Annotated in this window: 23 protein-coding genes and 1 pseudogene; 8 read left to right on the top strand and 16 right to left on the bottom strand. The window is 68.6% G+C overall.

Annotated features, from left to right (window positions below):
• Nucleotides 1–272 precede the first annotated feature (272 nt).
• Complete coding sequence (locus ACIP93_RS02370; RefSeq protein ID WP_401754769.1) at nt 273–1,544, bottom strand: MFS transporter; 1,272 nt, start codon at nt 1,542–1,544, stop codon at nt 273–275.
• Nucleotides 1,545–1,620: 76 nt separating this feature from the next.
• Here ACIP93_RS02370 and ACIP93_RS02365 point away from each other — a divergent pair, with 76 nt between their 5' ends.
• Nucleotides 1,621–1,989, top strand: coding sequence for a MerR family transcriptional regulator (locus ACIP93_RS02365; RefSeq protein WP_345226355.1), 369 nt, complete (start codon nt 1,621–1,623; stop codon nt 1,987–1,989).
• 91 nt (nt 1,990–2,080) lie between these two features.
• Nucleotides 2,081–2,590 carry a cupin domain-containing protein gene (locus ACIP93_RS02360; RefSeq protein ID WP_401754766.1) on the top strand — a complete coding sequence of 170 codons (510 nt, stop codon included), beginning with the start codon at nt 2,081–2,083 and terminating at the stop codon, nt 2,588–2,590.
• A 42-nt stretch (nt 2,591–2,632) separates the two neighbouring features.
• Here the strand turns inward: ACIP93_RS02360 and ACIP93_RS02355 are convergent, their stop codons facing one another.
• The 4 genes from ACIP93_RS02355 to ACIP93_RS02340 all read right to left on the bottom strand — a co-directional run bounded on the left by ACIP93_RS02355 (nt 2,633) and on the right by ACIP93_RS02340 (nt 5,306).
• Nucleotides 2,633–3,046: a VOC family protein gene (locus ACIP93_RS02355; protein WP_401754763.1), complete on the bottom strand. Its 414-nt coding sequence runs from the start codon at nt 3,044–3,046 to the stop codon at nt 2,633–2,635.
• Between the two features lie 10 nt (nt 3,047–3,056).
• Nucleotides 3,057–3,497, bottom strand: a complete 441-nt coding sequence (locus ACIP93_RS02350) for a helix-turn-helix transcriptional regulator (protein WP_345221386.1) — start codon at nt 3,495–3,497, stop codon at nt 3,057–3,059.
• A gap of 59 nt (nt 3,498–3,556) precedes the next feature.
• Entirely contained in the window at nt 3,557–4,261 is a 705-nt protein-coding gene (locus tag ACIP93_RS02345) for a hypothetical protein (RefSeq protein ID WP_401754760.1), read from the bottom strand.
• A 214-nt stretch (nt 4,262–4,475) separates the two neighbouring features.
• A complete protein-coding gene (locus ACIP93_RS02340) occupies nt 4,476–5,306 on the bottom strand; it encodes a class I SAM-dependent methyltransferase (RefSeq protein WP_401754757.1) in 831 nt (276 codons plus the stop codon).
• A gap of 62 nt (nt 5,307–5,368) precedes the next feature.
• On the opposite strand from ACIP93_RS02340, the gene ACIP93_RS02335 reads away from it, so the two are divergent.
• Entirely contained in the window at nt 5,369–5,968 is a 600-nt protein-coding gene (locus ACIP93_RS02335) for a TetR/AcrR family transcriptional regulator (protein ID WP_401754754.1), read from the top strand.
• Nucleotides 5,969–6,277: 309 nt separating this feature from the next.
• Here the strand turns inward: ACIP93_RS02335 and ACIP93_RS02330 are convergent, their stop codons facing one another.
• From ACIP93_RS02330 to ACIP93_RS02295, 8 genes and pseudogenes are all read right to left on the bottom strand, one after another.
• Nucleotides 6,278–7,948 (bottom strand): CBS domain-containing protein, encoded by a 1,671-nt coding sequence (locus tag ACIP93_RS02330; protein WP_401754751.1) that lies wholly within the window; start codon nt 7,946–7,948, stop codon nt 6,278–6,280.
• Between the two features lie 123 nt (nt 7,949–8,071).
• Nucleotides 8,072–8,689, bottom strand: coding sequence for a histidine phosphatase family protein (locus ACIP93_RS02325; protein ID WP_401754748.1), 618 nt, complete (start codon nt 8,687–8,689; stop codon nt 8,072–8,074).
• Nucleotides 8,690–9,103: 414 nt separating this feature from the next.
• Nucleotides 9,104–9,715, bottom strand: a complete 612-nt coding sequence (locus tag ACIP93_RS02320) for a DUF6461 domain-containing protein (protein WP_401754745.1) — start codon at nt 9,713–9,715, stop codon at nt 9,104–9,106.
• 338 nt (nt 9,716–10,053) lie between these two features.
• Nucleotides 10,054–10,683 (bottom strand): hypothetical protein, encoded by a 630-nt coding sequence (locus ACIP93_RS02315; RefSeq protein WP_401754742.1) that lies wholly within the window; start codon nt 10,681–10,683, stop codon nt 10,054–10,056.
• Between the two features lie 188 nt (nt 10,684–10,871).
• On the bottom strand, nt 10,872–12,041 hold the full coding sequence (locus ACIP93_RS02310; protein WP_401754739.1) for an RNA-binding domain-containing protein: 1,170 nt from the start codon (nt 12,039–12,041) through the stop codon (nt 10,872–10,874).
• 126 nt (nt 12,042–12,167) lie between these two features.
• Nucleotides 12,168–12,452, bottom strand: a complete 285-nt coding sequence (locus ACIP93_RS02305) for a hypothetical protein (protein ID WP_401754736.1) — start codon at nt 12,450–12,452, stop codon at nt 12,168–12,170.
• A complete protein-coding gene (locus ACIP93_RS02300; protein ID WP_401754733.1) occupies nt 12,436–12,636 on the bottom strand; it encodes a DUF262 domain-containing protein in 201 nt (66 codons plus the stop codon). Before ACIP93_RS02300 ends, ACIP93_RS02305 begins: the two co-directional genes overlap by 17 nt.
• A 45-nt stretch (nt 12,637–12,681) precedes the next feature.
• A pseudogene (locus tag ACIP93_RS02295) lies at nt 12,682–13,572 on the bottom strand (IS630 family transposase); the annotation flags it as partial.
• A gap of 222 nt (nt 13,573–13,794) precedes the next feature.
• On the opposite strand from ACIP93_RS02295, the gene ACIP93_RS02290 reads away from it, so the two are divergent.
• The 3 genes from ACIP93_RS02290 to ACIP93_RS02280 all read left to right on the top strand — a co-directional run bounded on the left by ACIP93_RS02290 (nt 13,795) and on the right by ACIP93_RS02280 (nt 15,429).
• Nucleotides 13,795–14,205: a helix-turn-helix domain-containing protein gene (locus tag ACIP93_RS02290; protein WP_401754730.1), complete on the top strand. Its 411-nt coding sequence runs from the start codon at nt 13,795–13,797 to the stop codon at nt 14,203–14,205.
• 24 nt (nt 14,206–14,229) lie between these two features.
• Nucleotides 14,230–14,853, top strand: a complete 624-nt coding sequence (locus tag ACIP93_RS02285; protein ID WP_401754727.1) for a hypothetical protein — start codon at nt 14,230–14,232, stop codon at nt 14,851–14,853.
• Nucleotides 14,854–15,090: 237 nt separating this feature from the next.
• A complete protein-coding gene (locus ACIP93_RS02280) occupies nt 15,091–15,429 on the top strand; it encodes a DUF2516 family protein (RefSeq protein WP_345221399.1) in 339 nt (112 codons plus the stop codon).
• On the opposite strand, the gene ACIP93_RS02275 is transcribed toward ACIP93_RS02280, so the two are convergent.
• From ACIP93_RS02275 to ACIP93_RS02265, 3 genes are all read right to left on the bottom strand, one after another.
• Nucleotides 15,411–16,754, bottom strand: coding sequence for a PP2C family protein-serine/threonine phosphatase (locus ACIP93_RS02275; RefSeq protein WP_401754724.1), 1,344 nt, complete (start codon nt 16,752–16,754; stop codon nt 15,411–15,413). The genes ACIP93_RS02280 and ACIP93_RS02275 overlap by 19 nt on opposite strands.
• A gap of 267 nt (nt 16,755–17,021) precedes the next feature.
• Entirely contained in the window at nt 17,022–17,990 is a 969-nt protein-coding gene (locus tag ACIP93_RS02270; protein WP_401755630.1) for an NlpC/P60 family protein, read from the bottom strand.
• A gap of 458 nt (nt 17,991–18,448) precedes the next feature.
• A complete protein-coding gene (locus ACIP93_RS02265; protein ID WP_401754721.1) occupies nt 18,449–19,291 on the bottom strand; it encodes a class I SAM-dependent methyltransferase in 843 nt (280 codons plus the stop codon).
• Between the two features lie 156 nt (nt 19,292–19,447).
• Here ACIP93_RS02265 and mshA point away from each other — a divergent pair, with 156 nt between their 5' ends.
• On the top strand, nt 19,448–20,797 hold the full coding sequence (mshA, locus tag ACIP93_RS02260; RefSeq protein ID WP_401754718.1) for a D-inositol-3-phosphate glycosyltransferase: 1,350 nt from the start codon (nt 19,448–19,450) through the stop codon (nt 20,795–20,797).
• Entirely contained in the window at nt 20,790–21,302 is a 513-nt protein-coding gene (locus ACIP93_RS02255; protein ID WP_345221409.1) for a YbjN domain-containing protein, read from the top strand. The genes mshA and ACIP93_RS02255 overlap by 8 nt, the downstream gene beginning before the upstream one ends.
• Nucleotides 21,303–21,313 lie beyond the last annotated feature (11 nt).

Genomic DNA, 21,313 nt, shown 5'->3' with positions numbered 1-21,313 from the left:
CCTTTCGGTGTGGTCCTGCCCGCCGGTGCGGGCGATGACGTGACCGCCTACAGCTCAGCAGAGGGACCGTTCTGGTGACTAGATGGGCTTTTCGGCCAATTGCCGGATGTGCCCGAATCGGTCAATCGTCGTCATGTTCCGGTCAGTTCCGGTTCCGAGGGGAACGCGCGGCGGCGCCGAGCGCTCCGGGGGAGGCGCTCGACGCCGGCATGGGTGCGGGGCAGGACGCGCGGGGCCGGTTCGCCGTCCGTTCGTCCGGCCGAAAGTGCGGTTCAACCTGCGCTTTCCGTACGGCTCTTGGGAAAGCCGTGCCTCCGGGCGACCAGCACGGTGACCAGGACGGGCGCCAGCAGGACCAGCACGCTCCACGGGAAGGAGGCCGGTCCGAGCAGCCCCAGCAGGATTCCGCCTACGACTCCGCCGGCCGCCATCGCGGCGTTCCAGAGGGTGACCAGCACGGCCTGCGCGGCATCGGCGTGCTCGCCGGCCGCATCGCCCGCGGCGGTCTGGAGGAGGGTCGGCGCGCCGCCCCACCCCAGGCCCCACAGCGTCACCGCGACGTACACCACGGCGGCGCTGTCGGCCAGGAGCGCGAGGAGGGCGGCGGCGAGGGCGACGAGCAGGATGCCCGCGATCATCAGGGTGCGCAGGCGGCGGTTGATCTGCGTGCCGACCACCCAGATGCCGGCCAGTGACGCCGCGCCGAAGACGAGCAGGACCAGGTCGACGGAGTCGCCCATGCCCAGCTCGGCGAGGAAGGCGGCGACGAAGGTGTAGAGGACGGTGTGCGCGAGGACGAAGACGAGGGTGACCAGGAGGACGGGCGTCACGCCGGGCGCCCGGAGGGCGGGCATGACGCCGGGTACGCGGAAGACGCCCGGCGTCCCGGTCCCCTCGGCCGTGACGCGCGGTGTGCGGGCCCGGCCCGGCTGGTCCGGCACGATCGCCGCGATCCACCCCAGCAGGGCGACGGTCAGCCCCGTCATCGCCAGGAACGCCACCTGCCAGCTCAGCGCCTCGCCGAGGAAGGTGCCGGCGGGGACGCCCAGCGAGAGGGCCACCGGGATGCCCGCCATCGCGACGGCGATCGCCTTGCCCTGGAGGTGGGCGGGGGCCAGTCGACGGGCGTACCCGGCGAGCAGGGCCCAGGCGAGGCCCGCCGCCACTCCGGCGAGGAAGCGGGCGGCCATCGTGAGGGTGTGGTCGGTGGAGAGCGCGGTGACCGTGTTGGCGGCGGCGAACCCGGCCATCGAGGTCAGCAGCAGCCGCTTGCGCCGCCAGCCGGCGGTGGCGGCGGACAGCGGGATGGCGGTGAGGGCGGTGCCGAGGGCGTAGACCGTGACCGTCTGTCCGGCGGCGGATTCGCTGACGCCGAGGTCGGCGCTCATCGCGGGCAGCAGGCCGGCGGGCAGGGTCTCGGTGAGGCTGGTGACGAAGACGGCGGTGGCGAGGGCGAGCAGGGCGGCGAGGGGAAGCCGTGCGGCGGGTTCCGTGGTGGGTTCCGGCGTGGCCCCAACTGGCTTTGTGGCGTGTGCGGTTGTCATGCCCGTATGCTCGAACCCTCACATTGGTGTGAAGGTCAACGCGACGATCTGTGAGGTGGGTCACATGGCCGGCGGCATGCGTATCGGCGAACTCTCGGAGCGCACCAACACCCCCCGCAGGATGCTCCGTTACTACGAGGAACAGGGCCTGATCGCGGCCGAGCGCACGGCCAACGGCTACCGCTCGTACGACGAACGCTTCGTGGACCGGGTCGCCCAGATCCGCGGCCTGCTGGACGCCGGCCTGCCCACCCGCATCATCCGCCAGATCCTCCCGTGCCTCGACAAACCCCGCACCATCCACTTCCCGGACGCGACCCCGGAAATGCTGAGCACGCTGGAGACGGAACTCGCGCGGATGCAGGCGAGAGTGGAGTGCCTGCAACGCAACCGGGACGCGATCGCGGAGTACCTGGAGGCGGTGCGCCCGAGGGCCGAGGCATGAGCGAGGCGCACGGACCCGCCAGGATTGACCCCCCGAACTGCCCCTGAAATGAACCCGGTACGGGGTCTTTCGGCTGCCTAGGGTTGTCCTCATGAACACCGCGCAGACCCGCACCGAAGCCCCCCGCCCCCTCCTCACCCGCGCCGCCACCGCCGAGACCACCAGCGACCCGAGCAGCGTGATGACCCTCCTCGCCGACTGCGGCACGGACGGCAGCCCGGTCACTTCCTACCGGTCCACCTTCGCCGCCGGCGCGGTCGGGGCCCCCGCCCACTTCCACACCCGCGCCTCGGAGATGTTCTTCGTAGTCGGCGGCTCGCTCCGGGTCCTCCTCGACGAGACCGTCGAGACCCTGCACCAGGGCGACTTCCTCATCGTCCCGCCGCGCACCCCGCACGCCTTCGCCGCCGCACCGGGCTCCACCGCCGACGTCCTCTTCGTCTTCACGCCCGGCATGCCGCGCTTCGACTACCTGCGCCTGCTCAACCGCGTCGTGCGCGGCGAGGCGAGCCCGGACGAGATCAAGAACTCCTCCGAGCTCTACGACAACCACTACGTCGACAGCCCGGTCTGGCGCGCGGCCCTCGAAGCGTCCGAGTGAGGCCGCCGGGAACCGGGCCGGGGCGTTTCCGGCGGGGGCGGGCTACTTGGCCTGCGTGAAGCGGATCATGTTGCCCGCCGGGTCGCGGAACGCGCAGTCGCGGACGCCGTACGGCTGGTCGACGGGCTCCTGCACGACCTCGCCGCCCGCCCGCCGCAGCTTCTCGAAGGTGGCGTCGCAGTCCGGGGTCGAGAAGATCACCCCGCGCAGGAAACCCTTGGCGAGCAGTTCGGCCATGGCCCTGCGGTCGGCGGCCGGGGCGTTCGGGTCGGCCAGCGGGGGTTCGAGCACGATCTCGACGCCGCCGGGCTCGTCGGCGGAGCCCAGCGTCACCCACCGCATGTCCTCGTAACCGACGTCGTTGCGCACGGCGAGGCCGAGGGCGTCGCGGTAGAAGGTGAGCGCCTTGTCGTGGTCGTCGACGGCGATGAAGCACTGGGAGAGGCTGATGTCCATGGCGTCGACGTTACGGCGACGCCCCGCCCGGCGCTTCTCCAGAACTGACCGCTTTCCCGCGCCGCCCGCCCGGCCGCGTGACCACCTTCTCCACACACGCGGGGACGAACCCCCGCGCCCCGTGCGACCTGGCCCGGTACGCGCTCGGCGACTCTCCGACCAGCTCCGTGAACCGCGAGCTGAAGGACCCGAGCGACGTGCACCCCACCTCGAAGCAGACCTCCGTCACGCTCAGGTCCCCACGGCGCAGCAACGCCTTCGCACGCTCGATCCGGCGGGTCATGAGGTAGCTGTACGGAGTCTCCCCGTACGCGGCGCGGAAACTGCGCGAGAAGTGCCCCGGCGACATCAGCGCGGCCTTGGCCAGGGCGGGCACGTCCAGAGGCTGGGCGTAGAAACGGTCCATCGTGTCCCGCGCTCGCCGCAGCCGTGCCACATCCTCCAGATCCACGCGTTCCAGCATGGCACGGGGCACCGACAACGGCCGCCCGCTCCCGTGCCGGCCCCGTACTACAGGCCGTGCAGCCACACCCGCAGCGGGCCGATCGGTTCGAAGCCGTGGCGGAGGGCGGCGGCGAGGTCCTCGCCCTGCTCGTAACCGACCACCGGCAGGGCGGGGAGGAGCGAGCCCACCGCGTGCAGCACGGCGGGCCAGGCCGCCGCCGGACTGCCGAAGACATTGGAGACTCCGGCCACCCGGTCGCTGCGGCTGACCACCGCCCCGGCGGCCACACCGCCCCCGGCGTCCCGTACGGCGACCACGAAGGTGTCCGGGTCGTCGAGCAACTCGGCCCGGAACAGGTCCGCGTTGCCCGCCCCTCCGTCCCAGGCCAGCGCCCAGGCGAGCAGCTCCTCCGGGCTGTCCGCCACCTGCCAGGACGACTCCGGCGCGGGGACGGCCGCCCCGGCGGGGCGATGGATCCACTGCGCCTCGAAGAGCACCCCGAAACCGCTCCCCGCCAGGTCGAGATCGGCGAAGCTGTCCTTGACGGACGCGCCGGGCGCTGCCGTGTCGATACGGGAGACAAGCGTTTCCGGCACGACGTGCGGGGCCAGCGTCACCGCGTCGGGGTAGTAGAGCGGCGTACGGGCGGGGGCGGACCAGGCGCGGTCCCCGAACTCGCCCGCCAGGCCGTGCGAGCGGCTCATCGCCGCACACCATGCGGCGTTGTTGCGGGCCGCGGCCAGGACCAGGTGCTGCTGCGATGTCGTCACCGCCGGATCATGGCGCTTCCGGCACGTCCCGTCGAACGATTTCACCCTGTCCTGCGCTGCCTGCGGAGGAGCGGGACGGGCAAGGGGGCCGGAAAGTGGGACAGATCGGCGGACCGGTGTCCTACTTTCCCGCAGGCAACCGCCTCTGTCCGAGGCGCCGGTGCCGGACCCGCCCGCCCGCACCCGGCGGAGGCCCGGCATCTGCGGCGGTGGTTCAGGCCGCAGGGGAGCGGGTCGAGGTGATCACGACCGAGGTGTAGGGCACGGTGACGTGGCCGCCGAGCCCGTCGATCGCGGACCCGGCACTGTGCAGGACCACCGCCAGTCGGTCCGCGGGGAGTTGGGTGAGGCCGCCGAAGGTGGGGAGCTGGTCGAGCCACTCCGCCCGGGAGTAGGTGCGCTGCCAGGTGAAGTGCCACTGCTCCGGCTCGCTGAACCTGCCGGACTGCCGGATGCCGTCGGCGATCCTCGCGAACAGCGGCTGGTAGGCCTCCACGGCCGAGTCCCGCAGCAGGCCGGGGTTGAACGGGGAGCCGGGGGCGACCCGTCGGAGTGCTCCGGCGAGGGCGTCGATCATCTCGGCCGGAAGCTGCGGGACGTGGTGGAAGGGGGCGAGCCGGCCGCCGGGGCGGAGCACCTGTGCCGCCTTGGCCGCGCCGACGACGGGGTCCACCCAGTGCCAGGCGGTGCCGGCGACGACCGTGTCGAACTGCCGCCCGGCCGGCGGCCAGTCCTCGAACCCGGCGACCTCGACCTCGACACCGCTGCGTCGCGCGAAGGCGGCCATCCGCTCGTCGGGCTCGACACCGAGCACCGTGCACCCGGCGTCCTGGAACTGCCGGGCCTCGATGCCGGTCCCGGCCCCGACGTCGAGCACGCGCCGACCGGGACTCGCCATGACGATCCTGTCCACCAGGGCCTGGGGATACGGCGGTCGGGCGCGGTCGTAGCGTTCGGCGTCCACTCCGAACGACTCGGCCGTCCGCCGGTGGCGGTGGGGCTCGGGGCCGGACCCGTCCGACTGTCCCCGCGCTAAAATGGGCATGCGCCCACCCTAATGGGCGGTTGCCCACCCACGGAAGCGGGCAGCACGGAATGAGGGGGACCATGCCGTCAGGGGTGCACATCCACAACGTGCGCGGCCAGTTGTTCGAGGCCGCCGAGCGGGTCCTGCTTCGGGACGGGCCCGACGCGTTGACCAGCCGGGCGGTCACGGAAGAGGCGAACTGCGCCAAGGGCGTGCTGCACCGGCACTTCACCGACTTCGACGCCTTCCTGGCGGAACTGGTCCTCACCCGCGTCCGCGGCATCGAGGTCCGGACCACGACGCTGCGCGCGGCCACCGGCACCGGGAGCGTGGTGGACAACCTCGTCGACGCGCTGGAGGACCTGTTCGGGCCGGTCACGGTGGCGATCGTCGCGCTCCTCACCTTCCGCGACGGCCTCCGCGCCCGGCTGCGCGAGGCCGGCCTGACCGGCATCCCCCTGGTCGTGCAGGGCACGGCCATGATCGCCGCGTACCTCACCGCCGAGCGCGAGTCGGGCCGTCTGGCCGCTGCCGCCGACATCGACACCCTGGCCCCCACCCTGGTCGGAGCCGGCCACCTGCTGTTCGCCGACCGGACGAGCGCCCCACCGCAGCCCGACACCGTCCGCAAGATGGTGACCACCGTCATGGCCGACGCCCTGCGTCCGGCCCGGCCGTGACCCGCCTCCCTACAGGGACCAGGCGCGGCCCCTCACCGGCCCGGCCCGCACCCATCTGCCTCGACGTGCTCCGACTGCCGGACGCACGGAGCCCGCGCCTTGACCGGCGGTGGCCACGACACTGTGCCGACAGATCCACCGGTTGAAGTGGGCCGTCGCGGGGTCGCCCTGGGCCGGCTCGGGTTGAGCGCGACGTCAACGGCCGGCTTCGGGTGGGCGCGCCGGTGACGGGCCGAGCCACCGAGCTCAGGAACTCCTCGGGCGCGCTGATGACGGAGGACCCGGTGAGCTTGGCTTTCGCCGTGGCGGTCAGGCCTGCGGTTGGACCGTCTTGAGCATCTGCAGGGCGACGCGGATTTCTTCGACGGCGCTGGCGCGGTCGTCATCCATCTCGTGAAAGTGCATCGTCTTGTTGCGGATCGTTCTGACTCGGTCCAAGCGCTCGGCGAAGCGCGTCTGAGGGAACTGCCAGCCCGTTGCCTCCCACACATCGGGACGCTTCAACAACTGCACGTAATGTTTGAAGTCCATCCCCTCCGTGACGAGTTTCTGGATTCTGGTCGGATCGCCCGGCAGGCCGTACTCACCGGTCGTCTCCTTGATCCGGCGCAGGGCGAGGACAAGGGCGCGGCGCAGGCGGCGCTCCAGTTCCTCCAGAAGTGCGTAGGGCCGCAGTTCCTGCTCGAACCGGTGGGCCAAATCGTGCCCTGTCACGATGCCGGACAGGCTTCCATCCGGGTTTACGACGAACACGCAGCCATGGTCAGCGACGTTGACCAGGCAGTCCACCAACGGGTCGTCGGTGCGTACTGATCGGACCTTCAGAACGGCAGCGTCCTTGACGAGCGCGTTCGTGGGGCGGTTCGTCGCGCCGATCTCCCGCCAGGTGATGGAGCCGCGCAGATGGCCGTCATCGTCAAGAACGGGTAGCTGGTCGAAGGAGTGCTCGGACATGAGCTCTATGGCGAGGTTCAGTGGGTCGGACAACCGGACCGATTTCAGGTGACTGCGGGCCGAGGGAAGCCGTCCCACCGTCACCACCACCGGGGCTGTTCGCGGAGTCTGCTGTTCGTCTTCATCGCCTTCCTCCCCAGCGCCGATCGCTGTCTCAGCATCGGTTGCGGTCTCTTCGTCGGGAACGTCGAGGAGCTCAGGTCCTGGATCGTCAAGCTCTACGGTTTCCAATTCGAGCGCGCCCGTCTCCTGCCCCATGAGCTGCCGTTCGGCTTCCGGGGCCTGCCCGATCGGGATGATACGGATGGTGTGGTCGATCGGGACCTCGGTGAACGGCGGGACGGTCGAAAGGCCGAACTCAGCCAGATCACGCCGGATGGCGGCGATGGCCTTGGACGAGCGGCTCACGACGTCCCAGATGCTGAGGAAGTCGCGTACGGCAAGTTCTGTGGGGCGGCCCTTGGCTGCTTCAGCCACCTTCTCGGCGAGGGCGGCGGGGCCCTCCAGGAGTCTCAAGTGCTCGGGAGCGTCGGGGTTTCCCGGGTCAGGTTTGCCATCGGCGAGGGCAGCGAGCCGGGACGCGGCGTCGAGACGGCGCAACTCGCTCACGGTGAGGAGCGAGCCGAGCGTGGCACGCAGGTCCGCACGGAACTCGGAGCGCGGTACGTCGGTACGGCTCCAGGCGACGGTACGTACGTGGCGCAACCCGGGGGGGGAGTCCGCCCGGTACTGGTAGTCGCCGGTGAGGTACCCGATCGCAACGCTGCCGGTCTGCAGAGGGAGCACGATGATGTCCCCAGGAGTCAGAACGGCACGAAAGCGCCACAACTGACCTTGCCAGTTGCTCAGGACCCGCGGGTTTTCGCGTGGATAGGCCTTGTCGATCTCCGTGCGGAGGTCATCCCAGGACGAGCAGTGGGTGAGGTCACCGACCTCGGGCCAGCCAGCGATGGTCAGGCCTTCACTGAGCGAGGCGTCCTCGCGTTCACCGTCAGCCCCGGCCCGGATCATCCATGCCTTCACCACGCAGCCCCCTCAGGCAGATCACTGGCACACGTACTCGTCTGAATACCGCGAGCTCGGTCAGGGGGAGGGTACTTGGGCAGCCGGGAAGCCGGTTGCCCGGCGCCCCGGCACCGGCCTTCTTGGTCAGACATGGAGTTCGGGCGGGAAGCCGGTCCAGCGCAGTTCTGCGTGCAGGTGCCGCATGTCGTTGTAGAGGAGCACGGAGGACGGCCTGCCAGGCGCGTAGCGGATGACCGTCAGAGCCGCGTTGCCGTGGTTGAGGCCCATCCAGCGCCACTCGGGCGCGTCGACGGCGGCTCGGACCAGCCATCCGATGAGGAAGTTGTGGGTGACGACCAGTTCATGGCGGGGGTGATCGCCGTCGACCGGGCCCGTGAATTCTGCGAGTGCTTCCCGGGCCAGTGCTGGACCCCGGTCGCGCTCTTCTTCCGGCACCTGAGCGAGGAAGCTGAGCATGGCTTCGGCTGAATCCGGCGGCAGCTCCTCCTTCGTGGGCAGGTGGGGGACGTAGTCGCCGGCCAGTTCCGACTGGCGCAGCGGGACGGCGTCAAGGTGTGCGCTGATCAACTGGGCCGTCTGCTGCGCCCGGGGCAGCGGCCCGTGGTGTATCGCCGCAAGGGGGGTGCTCCGGAGCCTTTCACCGAGCAGAACAGCTTGTCGGCGGCCGCTGTCCGTCAGGGTCGTCTCGTCCGCCGACGCCTCAGCGTGCCGGGCGAGGTAGAGGTATCGAGTGGCTGTCATGTCCCGGGGCTCCGTCGTCATCCGTGATCTTGTATGTCAGGGATGGACGCCGGGCCCTGTGTACGCAGTTCCGTCGCGGCTGCGCTGTCCCAGTACGGCCGCGACGGAGGCTTCTGGGGCGGGAGGGCTTCAATGCCGGTTGAGGCTTCGATGGTCGTGCTGAGCCACGCGCGACTGATGCCCCGTGGGGCGCCTGCACCGGGAAGCGGCGGTGGAATGCGGCCGTGGCCCGCGTGGCCGCGGGAAGGCCGTCACTGAGGGGTGACCGGTCGCCGAGGCGCCGGCTTTCGTCTTCGGCGACGCGACCTGCCCGAACCGCGCAAGGGACTTGGTGGTATCCGGCCAGGTCGGCGCCGTACGGTCAGCGACGCATGAGGACCGGCGTCTGACCCGGCGTGCCCTGGTGGGTCGACTTCAGCAGACCTCGGCGGTGCCGCAGACGAAGGAGGTGTCTCGAAGGAGGGTCGGAGTGACGCGGAGGCCGGTGAGGTGCTCGGCGAGCGCGAAGGCGGCCGGCACGGCCAGGTCGGCGTCCGTATCGGTCGGCTCTTCCGGGAAGGCGAAGCCGAGGTGGCGGATCTCCTCGAGGAGGTCGTCGGCGCGGGTACCGGAACGGTAGCCGGCATCGCGGAGTTCGAAGTGGAGTCGCAGCTCGGTGTCCTCGGCCCATAAGAACGCACCGTCGTTGTTGGCGTTCGCGTTGTCGTAGTGGGAGATCCAGCGGGTGCCCACCGATGCGGGAAGGGCCTTCGCCTCGTTCACTCCGTGCCAGCCGTTGGGCTCGATCATGACGGTCCAGGCCCCGAGCATCGTCGTTCCGAAGTACGTCCGCGTGATGCTGGGGCCCCAGAGGTCGTATGCGGTGTCGACGAGTGCCGTGCTCCCGGTGACCTCGGGTTCGGGCCGGCCCTTCAACCTGCGCACCAGCTCGTGAGGGGTCACGTCGTGCACGAGGGTGACGCAGTAGGACTCGGCGAGGTCCGGGAAGTCTTCCTCGAACCACATGTAGTCAGCAGCAGTCGCCATGCGGGAGATCCTGCACGACGGGTATGACAGGGAGGAAGTCGGGAACCCGGTGCCGACCAGCGCCGCGAAGTGTCGACTGTTGTCCTGTTCCATATAACTGTGGGCAGGGTGAGACTTTGACCTGCGGTGCCTACGATTGGACGGGTCAGGCACCACCTATCCCGTCCCGCTCATGCGTAGGTAGTTGTCTGCTGGGCTAGGCTCTCGTCTGCGCTCAGTAGACAAAGAAGAGGCGTGAAGGCATGGCTTCTAACCCCAGTTGACTGACCTATCCTCACGACGCTCCTTGGGGCGGCGGATCCGTTGCAATTAGTGAGTCCCCTCCCAGAATAATTGGACTATGCAGCCTCAGTGAAAATTTTCCTCTGGGCTTCAAAATAGCGACGCAGGTCAACAACAGCATCGTTCTCGGAAGCCGGTGCTACTCCCTGAAGCTCGTCCAAGTCAACGGAGTTCGCTTCGGCTAGTTGCCTCGTATAATCAACCACGATGTTAACCAGCATCTCCGCCTGATTAGTCGAAAAGTCAAAGGTGATACTGTCGCCTTCGTTAGAATACGTCTTGGCGGCATCCAAGTCGGCGATGAGCAGATCGATGATTTTCAGTTCAAGGCGTCCTTCATGAACTGCTTCCACATAAGTAACCAATGAGTCGTTGTAACTTTGGGCGTACTCCAGCACTTGAGGCTTTCTGTTTTGCCTGCGCTTTTTCGCGACGGCAATGACGGCTGCTCCCGCGACTAATGTACCCACTACGGCGGTCGGGATGAGGATACGCGAATTTTTAAGCATCCCTGCTACATGCACAGCTACCTTTTGGTTACTCAAGGGCAGGGGGAGTTCTTTCAAGTGCTTGACAATCTGTCCCATTTGATTGCGGACGATGCCTCCGTATTGAATAAGGTCGCCGCCGATTAGTCCTGCCTCAATGTCTGGCGGAATGTAGAAATAAGTGGGCTGACTAATCATTGATTGCCCCCGCTGCGCGGCCTCTGATACTTTAGGCGGCTCGATTGTGATATTACCTTGCAGAATATGTCGTCACGCATGCCGTGCATACTGCGGCAATCTTTGAATCAACCTGCTGAAAAAAATCAAGATTTCTGCTGCTGAGCCCACTTCGCCATGGTTCCCACGCGATGAAAACGGAAAGCGATTCAGATGAAACGCTGAGGCAGCTCAAGCAGAAGCGCAGGGTCCGCTACTTCAACAGTCTCGTCGCCCTCTCTTACGTATGCTTTGCCGCTGAAGAGAGATACCTTCTGCTGCTCGGGAATTCGAATCACGATCACGCCGAGACCGTAGGAATCCGAATGGGTCAAACTTGCCAGCACTGAACCCTTAAGGCCATCGTCCAACCCGGATGTGCGAATAGCTTCCTTCCAACGGGCCGCGTACCGCTCAGGGGTCTCACCGAGAGATTTTGCTTCCCTATTAACTCCCACGACGAAGCGCCGACCCACCTTGCGCGGCGTCACTCTGTCCAGGCTAACGATTCGATTTGCGTCTGCCTCCTTATCTGCCAATCCAATCAGGATCGTTCCTGCCCTATTCTTTCCGTTATTGGCGATCGCGCAGATAGTCCGCATAACTTTATCGATGATATTCGGGTCGATCTCTCGTTTTCCGTGCAGTCGCAGCATTCCCTGCTTCAGTTCATAGTGAGGAGCTTCGATTTCCGAGCGTCGGATAATGGAGTCGATGTCGGTCGTGGTGTGATCGCCGAAGATATCCCGAGGTTCGCTCTTCACGAAGTGAGGGCGAATTAGACCCTTGATCGTCTCGACATTCTTTCGTCGCTCGGTCGGCGCCGTTGAGCGGCGGCTGGTTTCGATCCGTTTATCAAGATCGGTGATGGCGGACTTTACTCCATGATAATTTGCGATCTTCTGGTTCTCTCCGATGAGGAGTTCGTGAAACGTAATGAAGAGCACCGCAAAGGCGGCAGGAAAGGGGTTTGTGGTCCTCTTTGAGAAGATAATCGACCGCAGCTTGCTCGCGTCGGAATCAGCACAGACTGCACGAATCTCGTCGATGCAGAGTTTGAACTCGGCAGAGAACCTCTCTGCGCCATAGGCGTCGAGTGCACTGATTAGTTGGCGATTTCGATCTGATCCGCTTTCGTAGACTTGGTCGAGGGCATCCTTCGACCTCTCTACTAGATCTCCTCCGATGACGGATGCTGCGATATCTGCGATGCATTGTTCGTCCATTGAGTCCCGCAGGTCGGTAGACCTAAGAATCCCTTGCTCGACCCAGAAGACCTCTTCGGCAGCAACCTCATACCCGTGCTTCGTCTTGGGAAGGTCGATGCTAATGGACGGCATCTTTTCCAGGCTTAGGACATCACTTGACGCGTCGCCTCTGACGTCGCAAGAAAGTTCGCGAACCAGCGTTGAAAATTCATCCTGAGCACCTGACTGTCTGCGTTCTTGGTCGCTAAGCCTGTGGCCTTAGGTGTTGATCCTTGCAAAGACGTCATCGATCTCGGCGTCGGTCGCTCCGCGCATGACCGATACGGAAATTGAATAGTCGAGAAATGCACCCACTTCGCGAGATGCCAAAGTTTTTCCGACGGCGACAGAGAAAGCGTCATCCTCTTCCGCTCGATTTTTCGCCGTAACGAACTGAGCCACATCGAAATATTTATCATCCAGTGTAGCGAAGGCAGTTTCGATGAAAGAGGTAATGGTGTGCAGTCGTTGCAGTCCATCGATTACCTCATACTCCCCCCCCATCTCGTTCTGCTAGCAGAATTGCGGGAATTGGGTACTCTTTGAGTACTGATTCGATCAGCTTCTGCTTCTCAGTCAAGGTCCAAACCAGCTTTCGCTGGTAGCGGCGATTAACCCACAGCTTATTTTCGCTGTACCAGGCGTAGATGGATTGAATAGATCTTTGCTGAGGAGATAGCTCTGCCATGGTCTAACCCTGTCATGGGACCCCTGTCGTGCGCAGCCGTATTGATCAGAAACTCATGGGGTTCTCGTTTGGGACGTAGCGGACGTGCAGCCGCCGAGGCAGCCGTGGACGATGTGCGGCTGACGCTGGCGTCTGTGGAAGAAGCGGCGGGTCTCGGCGGCGAGTTCAACCTGGTTCCGGGCTCGGTGCTGTTTGGGCAGGCTGTGCTTGAAGTCGGCGTTGACCAGCCCGTCGGGGTTCAGCTCTGGCAAGTACGGGGGCAGGAAATGCAGCTCGACGTCGTCGGGGTGGGCAGCAAGCCAGTTGCGGACCTTCTTGGAACGGTGGGTGGAGTGACCGTCGACGACGAGGTGGACCTTGTGGTCGAAGTGGCCGGAGAGCCGGCCCAGGAAGCGGCACATCACTTCAGCGGTGAAGCTCTCGGTGAAGACCATGAAGTGCATCCGGTCCTTGGTGCTGATCGCCGACATCGCGTTCACCGAGAACCGGTTGCCGGTCGCTACACGACGGGGGTCTTTCCCTTCTTGCCCCAAGTGCAGCCGATGACCTGGTCGGAGCGGATGCCGACCTGGTCGGCGAAGAGGATCTCGCCGCCTTCACCTTCGCGCGGATCTCCGACCAGGTCTCCTGGTGCCAGTGCCGCACGGCCTCGCGGTCCTGCTCGAAGGCCCGCTTGTCCGGGCGCTGGAAGGACAGCCCCCACCGCTTCAGGTACTTGCCCACCCCTACCTCCTCGGTCAGCCGCATCCGGTACAGCTTCCCGATCAGCCGCCGCATCCATAGTTGTCCACTCAGGCCCACGTCACAGGGTCGGTGATCCAGGACCGCCTGCCGCACGGCGACTTGTTTCGGTCTTCCGAGCAGTTGGTGCACCCCGACCGGCTTGCCGCGCGGGCGTATGACCAGCGTCTCCCGGCCGCCGACCAGCCACTTCGACCGTAGAAGCGCCAAGACCGCCGTACCTACACAAGACCGGAACACCCCAGAACTTGCCTACGCATGACCGGGACCCAGCCATGCATGCCTACAGAAGAACGGGACTGCCTACATATTGCAGAGACAGGACGGCGGACGGTTGTCTCAGCCGCGCTCCGTGGCGTGGACCACTTTTGCAAGCGGATGCTTGCAAAAGTTAGCGGAGGGGTGCACCATCGGGGCATGGCTTCACTGAACGTCGGCAACCTCGGGGAGTACCTGCGGGAGCAGCGCCGCAGCGCGCAGCTCTCGTTGCGGCAGCTCGCCGATGCGGCCGGGGTGTCCAACCCGTACCTCAGCCAGATCGAACGTGGCCTGCGCAAGCCCAGCGCGGACATCCTCCAGCAGCTCGCGAAGGCGCTGCGGATCTCCGCCGAGACGTTGTACGTGCAGGCGGGAATCCTCGACGAGAAGGACCGGGACGAGCTGGAGACGCCCGCCGTCATCCTGGCCGACCCGCTGATCAACGAGCGGCAGAAGCAGGTGCTGCTCCAGATCTACGAGTCCTTCCGCAAGGAGAACGCGGCGGAGAGTGCGAACGAGGACGCCCCCGGCGACCGCGGTTCCGGCAGTGAAGCGACACCCTCACACTGAATGCGATCCGGGAGGACCCCAGTTATGGCCATCAGCGATGACCTGCGAAAGACCCTCACCGACCCCACCCCCCTCTACTTCTTCGCCGGCACCGCCGACCTCGCCGCACGGCAGGCCAAGAAGCTCGCCGACGAGGCGCCGGAGCGCTTCGGGAAGGTGCGCCAGACCGACCCGAAGGTCGTCCAGGAGAAGGTGACGTCGCAGGCCAAGGGCGCGCAGGCCACCCTTCAGGCCAAGTTCTCCGAGGTCGTCGGCTCCTTCGACACCGACCTGAAGAAGCTGGGCGAGACCGCCCAGGACCTCGCCCTGCGCGGCGTGGGCGTGGCCGCCGAGTACGCGGTCAAGGCCCGTGAGACGTACGAGAGGGTCGCCGAGCACGGCGAGCAGGCCGTGAAGCAGTGGCGCGGCGAGGCCGCCGAGGAGATCAACGAGATCGCCGTCGCGGTCGAGCCGGACCCGGAGCCGAAGCCGGTCGTGGAGCCCGAGCCGGTCGTGAAGGCCGAGCCGGTCGTGGAGGCCGAGGCCGGCGTCGTCGGCGGGGCCACGGCCGAGGACGCCCAGGCCAAGAAGACCCCGGCGCCCCGCAAGGCCGCTGCCAAGAAGGCGGGCCCGGCCGGTGGGCTCGCCGGGGCCGCCGAGGAGAAGTAACAGCCCGGTTCACGGACCGGACACGACGGGCCGCGTCGCCGCGAGGGCGTCCGGCCCGTCGTTTCGGTACCTTGGGCAGGGCCATCACGCAGGGCGTTCGCGCAATGCGTTCGCGCAGTGCGTTCGCGCGGCCCGTTCGTGTGGCGCGTCCGCGCGGGGCCATCGCGCAGGCCGGTCGCGCGAAGCGGTCACGCGGGGCGTTCACCAGGCGGTCAAACCGATGAGGCGGTGCTCGAAATGTTGCGTACGGGATTCGATGCCACGTTGATGTTCGTGGTCGGCTGGGTCTTCCTCATCACGGCGGTGGTCGCGCTCGTCATGGCGGCGACCGCGCGGGCGGACGCCTACCGGGCCGCGGACAAGCAGTCCAAGAACTTCTGGCTGATCATCCTCGGCATCACCGCGGTGGTGAACCTGCTGGTGCCGATGCTGTTCCTCCAGATCGCCGGCCTGGTCGCGTCGATCGTCTTCCTGGTGGACGTGCGTCCCGCACTCCGTCAGGTCTCCGGCGGCGGCCGGCGCAGCGGCGGCAGCAGCAGCGACGGACCGTACGGGCCCTACAACGGCGGCCGCTGAACCCTGCCGCCCGTCTCGCCGCGGTCCCGGTCCAGGAGCAACAGGGCGACGTCGTCGGTGAGTTCGCCGCCGTTCAGCTCGCGGACGCGCGTCATGGCGGCTTCGAGCAGCTCGTCCCCGCGCAGGCCGTCCGCCAACTGCCGGTTGATCATCGCGACCATGCCGTCCTGGCCGAGCCGCCCGGGGCGGCCCGAGCCGTCCGGGCCCGCGATCTTGCCCTCGATCAAGCCGTCCGTGTACATCAACAGGCTCCAGGCCCCGCCCAGTTGCACCTGGCTGCGCGGCCAGCGGGCGTGCGGCAGCAGGCCGAGCGCCGGGCCGCCGCCGTCGAACGGCATGAGCTGCGCGAGCTGCCCCTGCCGGGCGATCAGCGGCGCGGGATGCCCGGCCAGGCAAAGACCGGCGCGGCGGCCGTCGGGGGCGATGTCGACCGTGCAGAGGGTCGCGAAGATCTCCTCGCTCTCGCGCTCGTGCTCCAGGACCCGCTGGAGGGTGGAGAGCAGCTCGTCCCCGCACAGGCCCGCGAAGGTCAACGCCCGCCAGGCGATGCGCAGTTCGACGCCGAGCGCCGCCTCGTCGGGGCCGTGACCGCAGACGTCGCCGATCATCGCGTGGACCGTGCCGTCCGGGGTGCGCACGGTGTCGTAGAAGTCCCCGCCGAGCAGCGCCCGGGAGCGGCCGGGGCGGTAGCGGGCGGCGAACCTCAGGTCCGAGCCTTCGAGGAGCGGCGTGGGCAGCAGTCCGCGCTCCAGGCGGGCGTTCTCCTGCGCGTGCAGCCGGGACTCGGCCAGTTTGTACGAGGCGGTGTCGGCGCGCTTGCGCTCCACCGCGTACCGGATGGCCCGGCTCAGCAGCCGCCCGTCCAGCTCGTCGCGGAACAGGTAGTCCTGCGCCCCGGCCCGTACCGCGTCGGCGGCGTGCTCCGGGCGGTCGGACGGGGTGAGCGCGAGCACCGCGTGGTGCGGGGCCATCCGCAGGACGTCGTGCAGCGCGCCCAGCGCGTGGCCGGGCTCGGCGCACTCGGGGCACTGGCCGCAGCCGGGCAGCGCCAGGTCGAGCAGGATGCAGTGCACGTCGTCGGTGAGCAGACGGGCGGCCTCGGTGAGGTTGCGGGCGGTGCGCACCCGGACCCGGCCGCCGTTCGCGGTGTCCCGGTCGAGCAGGTCGGGGACGGCGACGGCGTCGGCGGGGTCGTTCTCGACGACCAGCAGCGTGAGGTCGGCCGGCTGCTGGGGCGTGGAGTGCTCGGCGGGTTGCGAAGAGCCGCCCCGTCCGTCGCTCTCCACGGCGGGCACTGCTCTCTGCCGCGGTATGGGTACGGGCATCGGTTCGGTTCCTTCCCTCCCCCCGAGGGCGGTGGGACGCCGGGCGACGCCCCGCCAAACGGGGACCTTAGCGGTACCCGGCGGACGAGCGGAATGCCGTTCACGAATCCGCCCGGGTCATATGCCGGGAGTTTTCACCGCTTGCGGCCCGGCATGACCGGGTTCCGGCGGGGGCCCGAGGGCGGTCGCCGCGAACTCGTTCCCATGACAAAGATCACGCGCTCCCATGGGTGGGGACGCCCGCCCGGCGAGGAGCGGGTCCCCGCCTCAGCCGGGCCGTACGACCCCCAGGATCGGCATCGAGCCGGCGCCCGCCACCGTCACGTTCCGCCCCGGGCGCGGGGCGTGGACCATCGAGCCGTTGCCCAGGTACATCGCGATGTGACTCGCGTCGGAGAAGTAGACGATGAGGTCCCCGGGCCGCATCTGCGACACCGGCACCCTCGGCAGCAGCCGCCACTGCTCCTGCGAGGTCCGCGGTATCCCGCGCCCCGCCGCTCGCCACGCCTGCTGGGTGAGCCCCGAGCAGTCGAAGGCGTACGGGCCCTCCGCGCCCCACACGTACGGGTCGCCGAGCTGGGCCATCGCGTAGTCCACGGCCTGCTTGCCCTGCTGCGTCGCCGCGCCGCCGCCTCCCCCCAGCGCCCCGGAGCCCACCCAGGCGGACTGCGCGCGCTGCTGGGCGTCGCGCTCCAGCTCCAGCAGCCGGTCGCGGTCCTTGCCGGCCAGCCGGGACTCGATCTTCTCGGCGGCGTCGATCTGCTTCTTGATCTCCTTGCGCGCCTTCTCCTTGTTCTTGCGGTTCGCCTCCAGCCTGGTCCACTGGGTACTGGCGTCCTTGGAGTAGGTGCGCAGGTCCTCCTGCGTGCGGTGCAGCTCGTCCAGCATGTTCTTGACCGCCGACTGCCCCTGCTGCATGCGGCCCGCGCCGCGCAGGAAGAGGTCCGGGCTCCCGCTCAGCATCAGCTGCGCGCTCTGCGGCACCCCGCCCGTGCGGTACTGGGCGCGGGCCTGCGCGCCGAGCCGGTCCTTCAGCTCGTTGATCTTCCGCTCGCCGGCCACGATCGTCCGTGCCAGCTTCACGATCTCGCCGGACTGCCCCTGCGCCTGGTCCTCGGCGAGGTTGTAGGCGTCGGTGGCGACCGCGGCCTTGCGGTAGAGCTCGTCGATCTCTCTCCGTACCTGTTCGAGACTCGCGTTCCCACCAGGCGCGGACGGCGGCTCGGGCACGGCCATCGCCTGGCCCGGCAGTACCAGCACACTCAGCGCGCAGGCCAGCGCGAGGGCGGTCGTGACACGAAGACCGCCGGCCCTGCTGTCCGCGGCACGGCTGCTGCTGCGGCGTCGGTACACGAGCTCCCCCCGGAACGAGTTCCGTGCCCGGTCCCTGCGACCGGCACGACATCTGATTTACCGTCAGTAACCTGGCGACTCTGCCGAGATGCTGCCACGCCCGCCGCGAAAGCGACAGAGGCCGCAACAGCGTCCCCTCACAACCCCCGAGAACCTTCCGGCCCTTCCCTGCACATCCCGTCCGACGAACGAGATCGAAATCCCGTTCCCCGAAAAGCTCCCCGCGGCGAAAAGTCCCGCGTTATTCACCGGTACGTGGCGTTCCGGGCCGCTGGTGCGTGGTGTTCCGCGTCCACCGGTACGTGGCGTTCCGGACCCCCTCGGCGCCCCCAGGGCACTCCCTACCCCCACCCCACCGGCGCCAGCGCCTCCCACCGCACCGTGACCTCCCCCTGCCGCCAGCGCCGCTCCCCGTCCGCCGGGGCGTGCCCGGTGGGGGAGTGGGGGCCGGTCACCGGCCAGTCGGCGGCCAGGTCCCGTACCGCCCGCACCCACCGCTGCCGCGCCCCCAGCGAAGCGAACGGCGCCGCCGCCGCCCAGGCCCGGTCGAAGTCCCGCAGGAACGCGTGCACCGGCTCGCCCGGCACGTTCCGGTGGATCAGCGCCTTCGGCAGCCGTTCCGCCAGGTCCGACGGCCGCTCCAGCGACGCCAGCCGCGCCGCGAACGTCACCGTCCGCGGCCCCTCCGCCCCCAGCGCCACCCACACGTGCCGCCGCCCGATCTCGTCACAGGTCCCCTCGACCAGCAGCCCGCCCGGGGCGAGCCGGCCGCGCAGCCGCGCCCAGACGGCGGCCACCTGCTCCTCGTCGTACTGCCGAAGGACGTTGGCCGCCCGGATCAGCATCGGCCGCCGCCCGCCGTCGAGCGGCACCTCGAAGCCCCCGTGCCGGAAGGTCAGCCCGTCCCGCTCGTACGGCCTCGCCGCCGCCACCCGCGCGGGCTCGATCTCGACACCGGTCACTTCCACCCGCGGCGCGGCCGTCCGCAGCCGCCCCAGCAGCTCCACCGCCGTCCAGGGCGCGGCCCCGTACCCGAGGTCGACGGCCACCGCCCCGTCCGTGCGCCGCAGGGCCTGCCCGTGCACGGCGGCGATCCAGCGGTCCATGCGCCGCAGCCGGTTCGGGTTGGTGGTCCCGCGGGTGACGGCGCCGACGGGGCGCGGGGAAGCGGTGCGGGAGGCCATGGACGAAATCCTAAAGCGCGCGGAACGCGCCGACCCGTACGGCAATGATTTGGCAAAGTGGAAATGGAACAGAACGTTCCGCTGTTCTCGACCTTCGGAAGGGCGGCACCGCCCCCCTTCGGCATGCCCGCGCAGTCAGCCGAGAGGACCGTCGACGTGAGCCAGTACGTCTCCCGACTCACCGGCACACTGGCCGCGGCCACCCCGCCGCGCCTGCGGCTGCCCGGCACGCCCCGCAAGCCGCGCCGCATCGCCATGCTCAGCGTGCACACCTCACCCCTGCACCAGCCCGGCACCGGCGACGCGGGCGGCATGAACGTCTACATCGTCGAGCTCGCCAAGCGCCTGGCCGCGATCAACATCGAGGTCGAGATCTTCACCCGCGCCACCACCGGCGGCCTGCCGCCCCGCGTGGAGCTCGCCCCCGGCGTCCTGGTCCGCCACGTCGACGCCGGACCGTACGAGGGCCTGGCCAAGGAGGAGCTGCCCGCCCAGCTCTGTGCCTTCACCCACGGCGTCATGCGGGCCTGGGCCGGCCAGCGCCCCGGCTACTACGACCTGGTCCACTCCCACTACTGGCTCTCCGGCCACGTCGGCTGGCTCGCCGCCGAGCGCTGGGGCGTGCCCCTGGTCCACGCCATGCACACCATGGCCAAGGTCAAGAACGCCTCCCTCGCCGAGGGCGACACCCCCGAGCCCGCCGCACGTGTCATCGGCGAGACCCAGATCGTCCGCGCCGCCGACCGCCTCATCGCGAACACCGCCGAGGAGGCCGACGAACTGGTCCGCTTCTACGAGGCCGACCCCGCCCGGGTCGCCGTCGTCCACCCGGGCGTCAACCTCGACCGGTTCCGCCCCGGCGACGGCCGGGCCGCCGCCCGCGCCCGCCTGGGCCTGCCGCAGGACGCCTTCATACCCCTCTTCGCGGGCCGCATCCAGCCCCTGAAGGCCCCCGACGTCCTGCTCCGGGCCGTGGCCGTCCTCCTCGCCGAGGACCCGAGCCTGCGCACCAAGCTGGTCGTCCCGGTGGTCGGCGGCCCCAGCGGCAGCGGCCTGGCCAAGCCCGAGAAGCTCCAGAAGCTCGCCGCGCGCCTGGGCATCGCCGACGTCGTCCGCTTCCGCCCGCCGGTCGGCCAGGACCGCCTCGCCGACTGGTTCCGCGCCGCCTCCGCCCTCGTCATGCCGTCCTACAGCGAGTCCTTCGGCCTGGTCGCCATCGAGGCCGAGGCCACCGGCACCCCGGTCGTCGCGGCGTCCGTCGGCGGCCTGCCGGTCGCCGTGCGCGACGAGAAGACCGGCTTCCTCATAGCGGGCCACGATCCGGCCGGGTACGCCCGGGCGCTGCGCCGGTTCATCGACCACCCCGAGCTGGTCGACACCATGGGCGCCGCCGCCGCCCGGCACGCGCAGGCCTTCGGCTGGGACACCGCCGCGGCGGCCACCGCGGACGTCTACACCGCGGCGGTGCACGAACACCGCCGTCACGTACGCTCGCACCATGGCTGACAAAGCTGAGCAGGCGGAGAAAGCGGCGCGGGACGTCCTCGAAGCGGTCCTGAAGGACGCCGGCCTGGAGTGGGAGAACCCCGCACCCGGCTCCTACGTCGTCACCCTCCCCGGCACCCGCAAGCTCTCCACCACGGTCTCCCTCATCGTCGGCCGGCACTCCCTCTCGCTGAACGCCTTCGTGATCCGCCACCCCGACGAGAACCACGAGGCCGTCCACCGCTGGCTCCTGGAGCGCAACCTCCGCCTGTACGGCGTGAGTTACGCCGTCGACTCCCTCGGCGACGTCTACCTCGCCGGGAAGCTCCCCCTCGCGGCCGTCACCCCCGACGAGATCGACCGCCTCCTCGGCTCGGTCCTGGAGGCCGCCGACGGCCCCTTCAACACCCTCCTGGAGCTGGGCTTCGCGTCCGCCATCCGCAAGGAGTACGCGTGGCGCGTCTCGCGCGGCGAGTCCACCCGCAACCTGGACGCCTTCGCCCACCTGACCCGGCCGCGCACCTGATCCCGCCCTCG

It is taken from the genome of Streptomyces sp. NPDC088745, from assembly GCF_044751045.1.
Lineage (GTDB): Bacteria > Actinomycetota > Actinomycetes > Streptomycetales > Streptomycetaceae > Streptomyces > Streptomyces cremeus.
The sequence above is the reverse complement of the archived record's forward strand: the minus strand, read 5'-3'. Positions and strand labels throughout refer to the sequence as shown.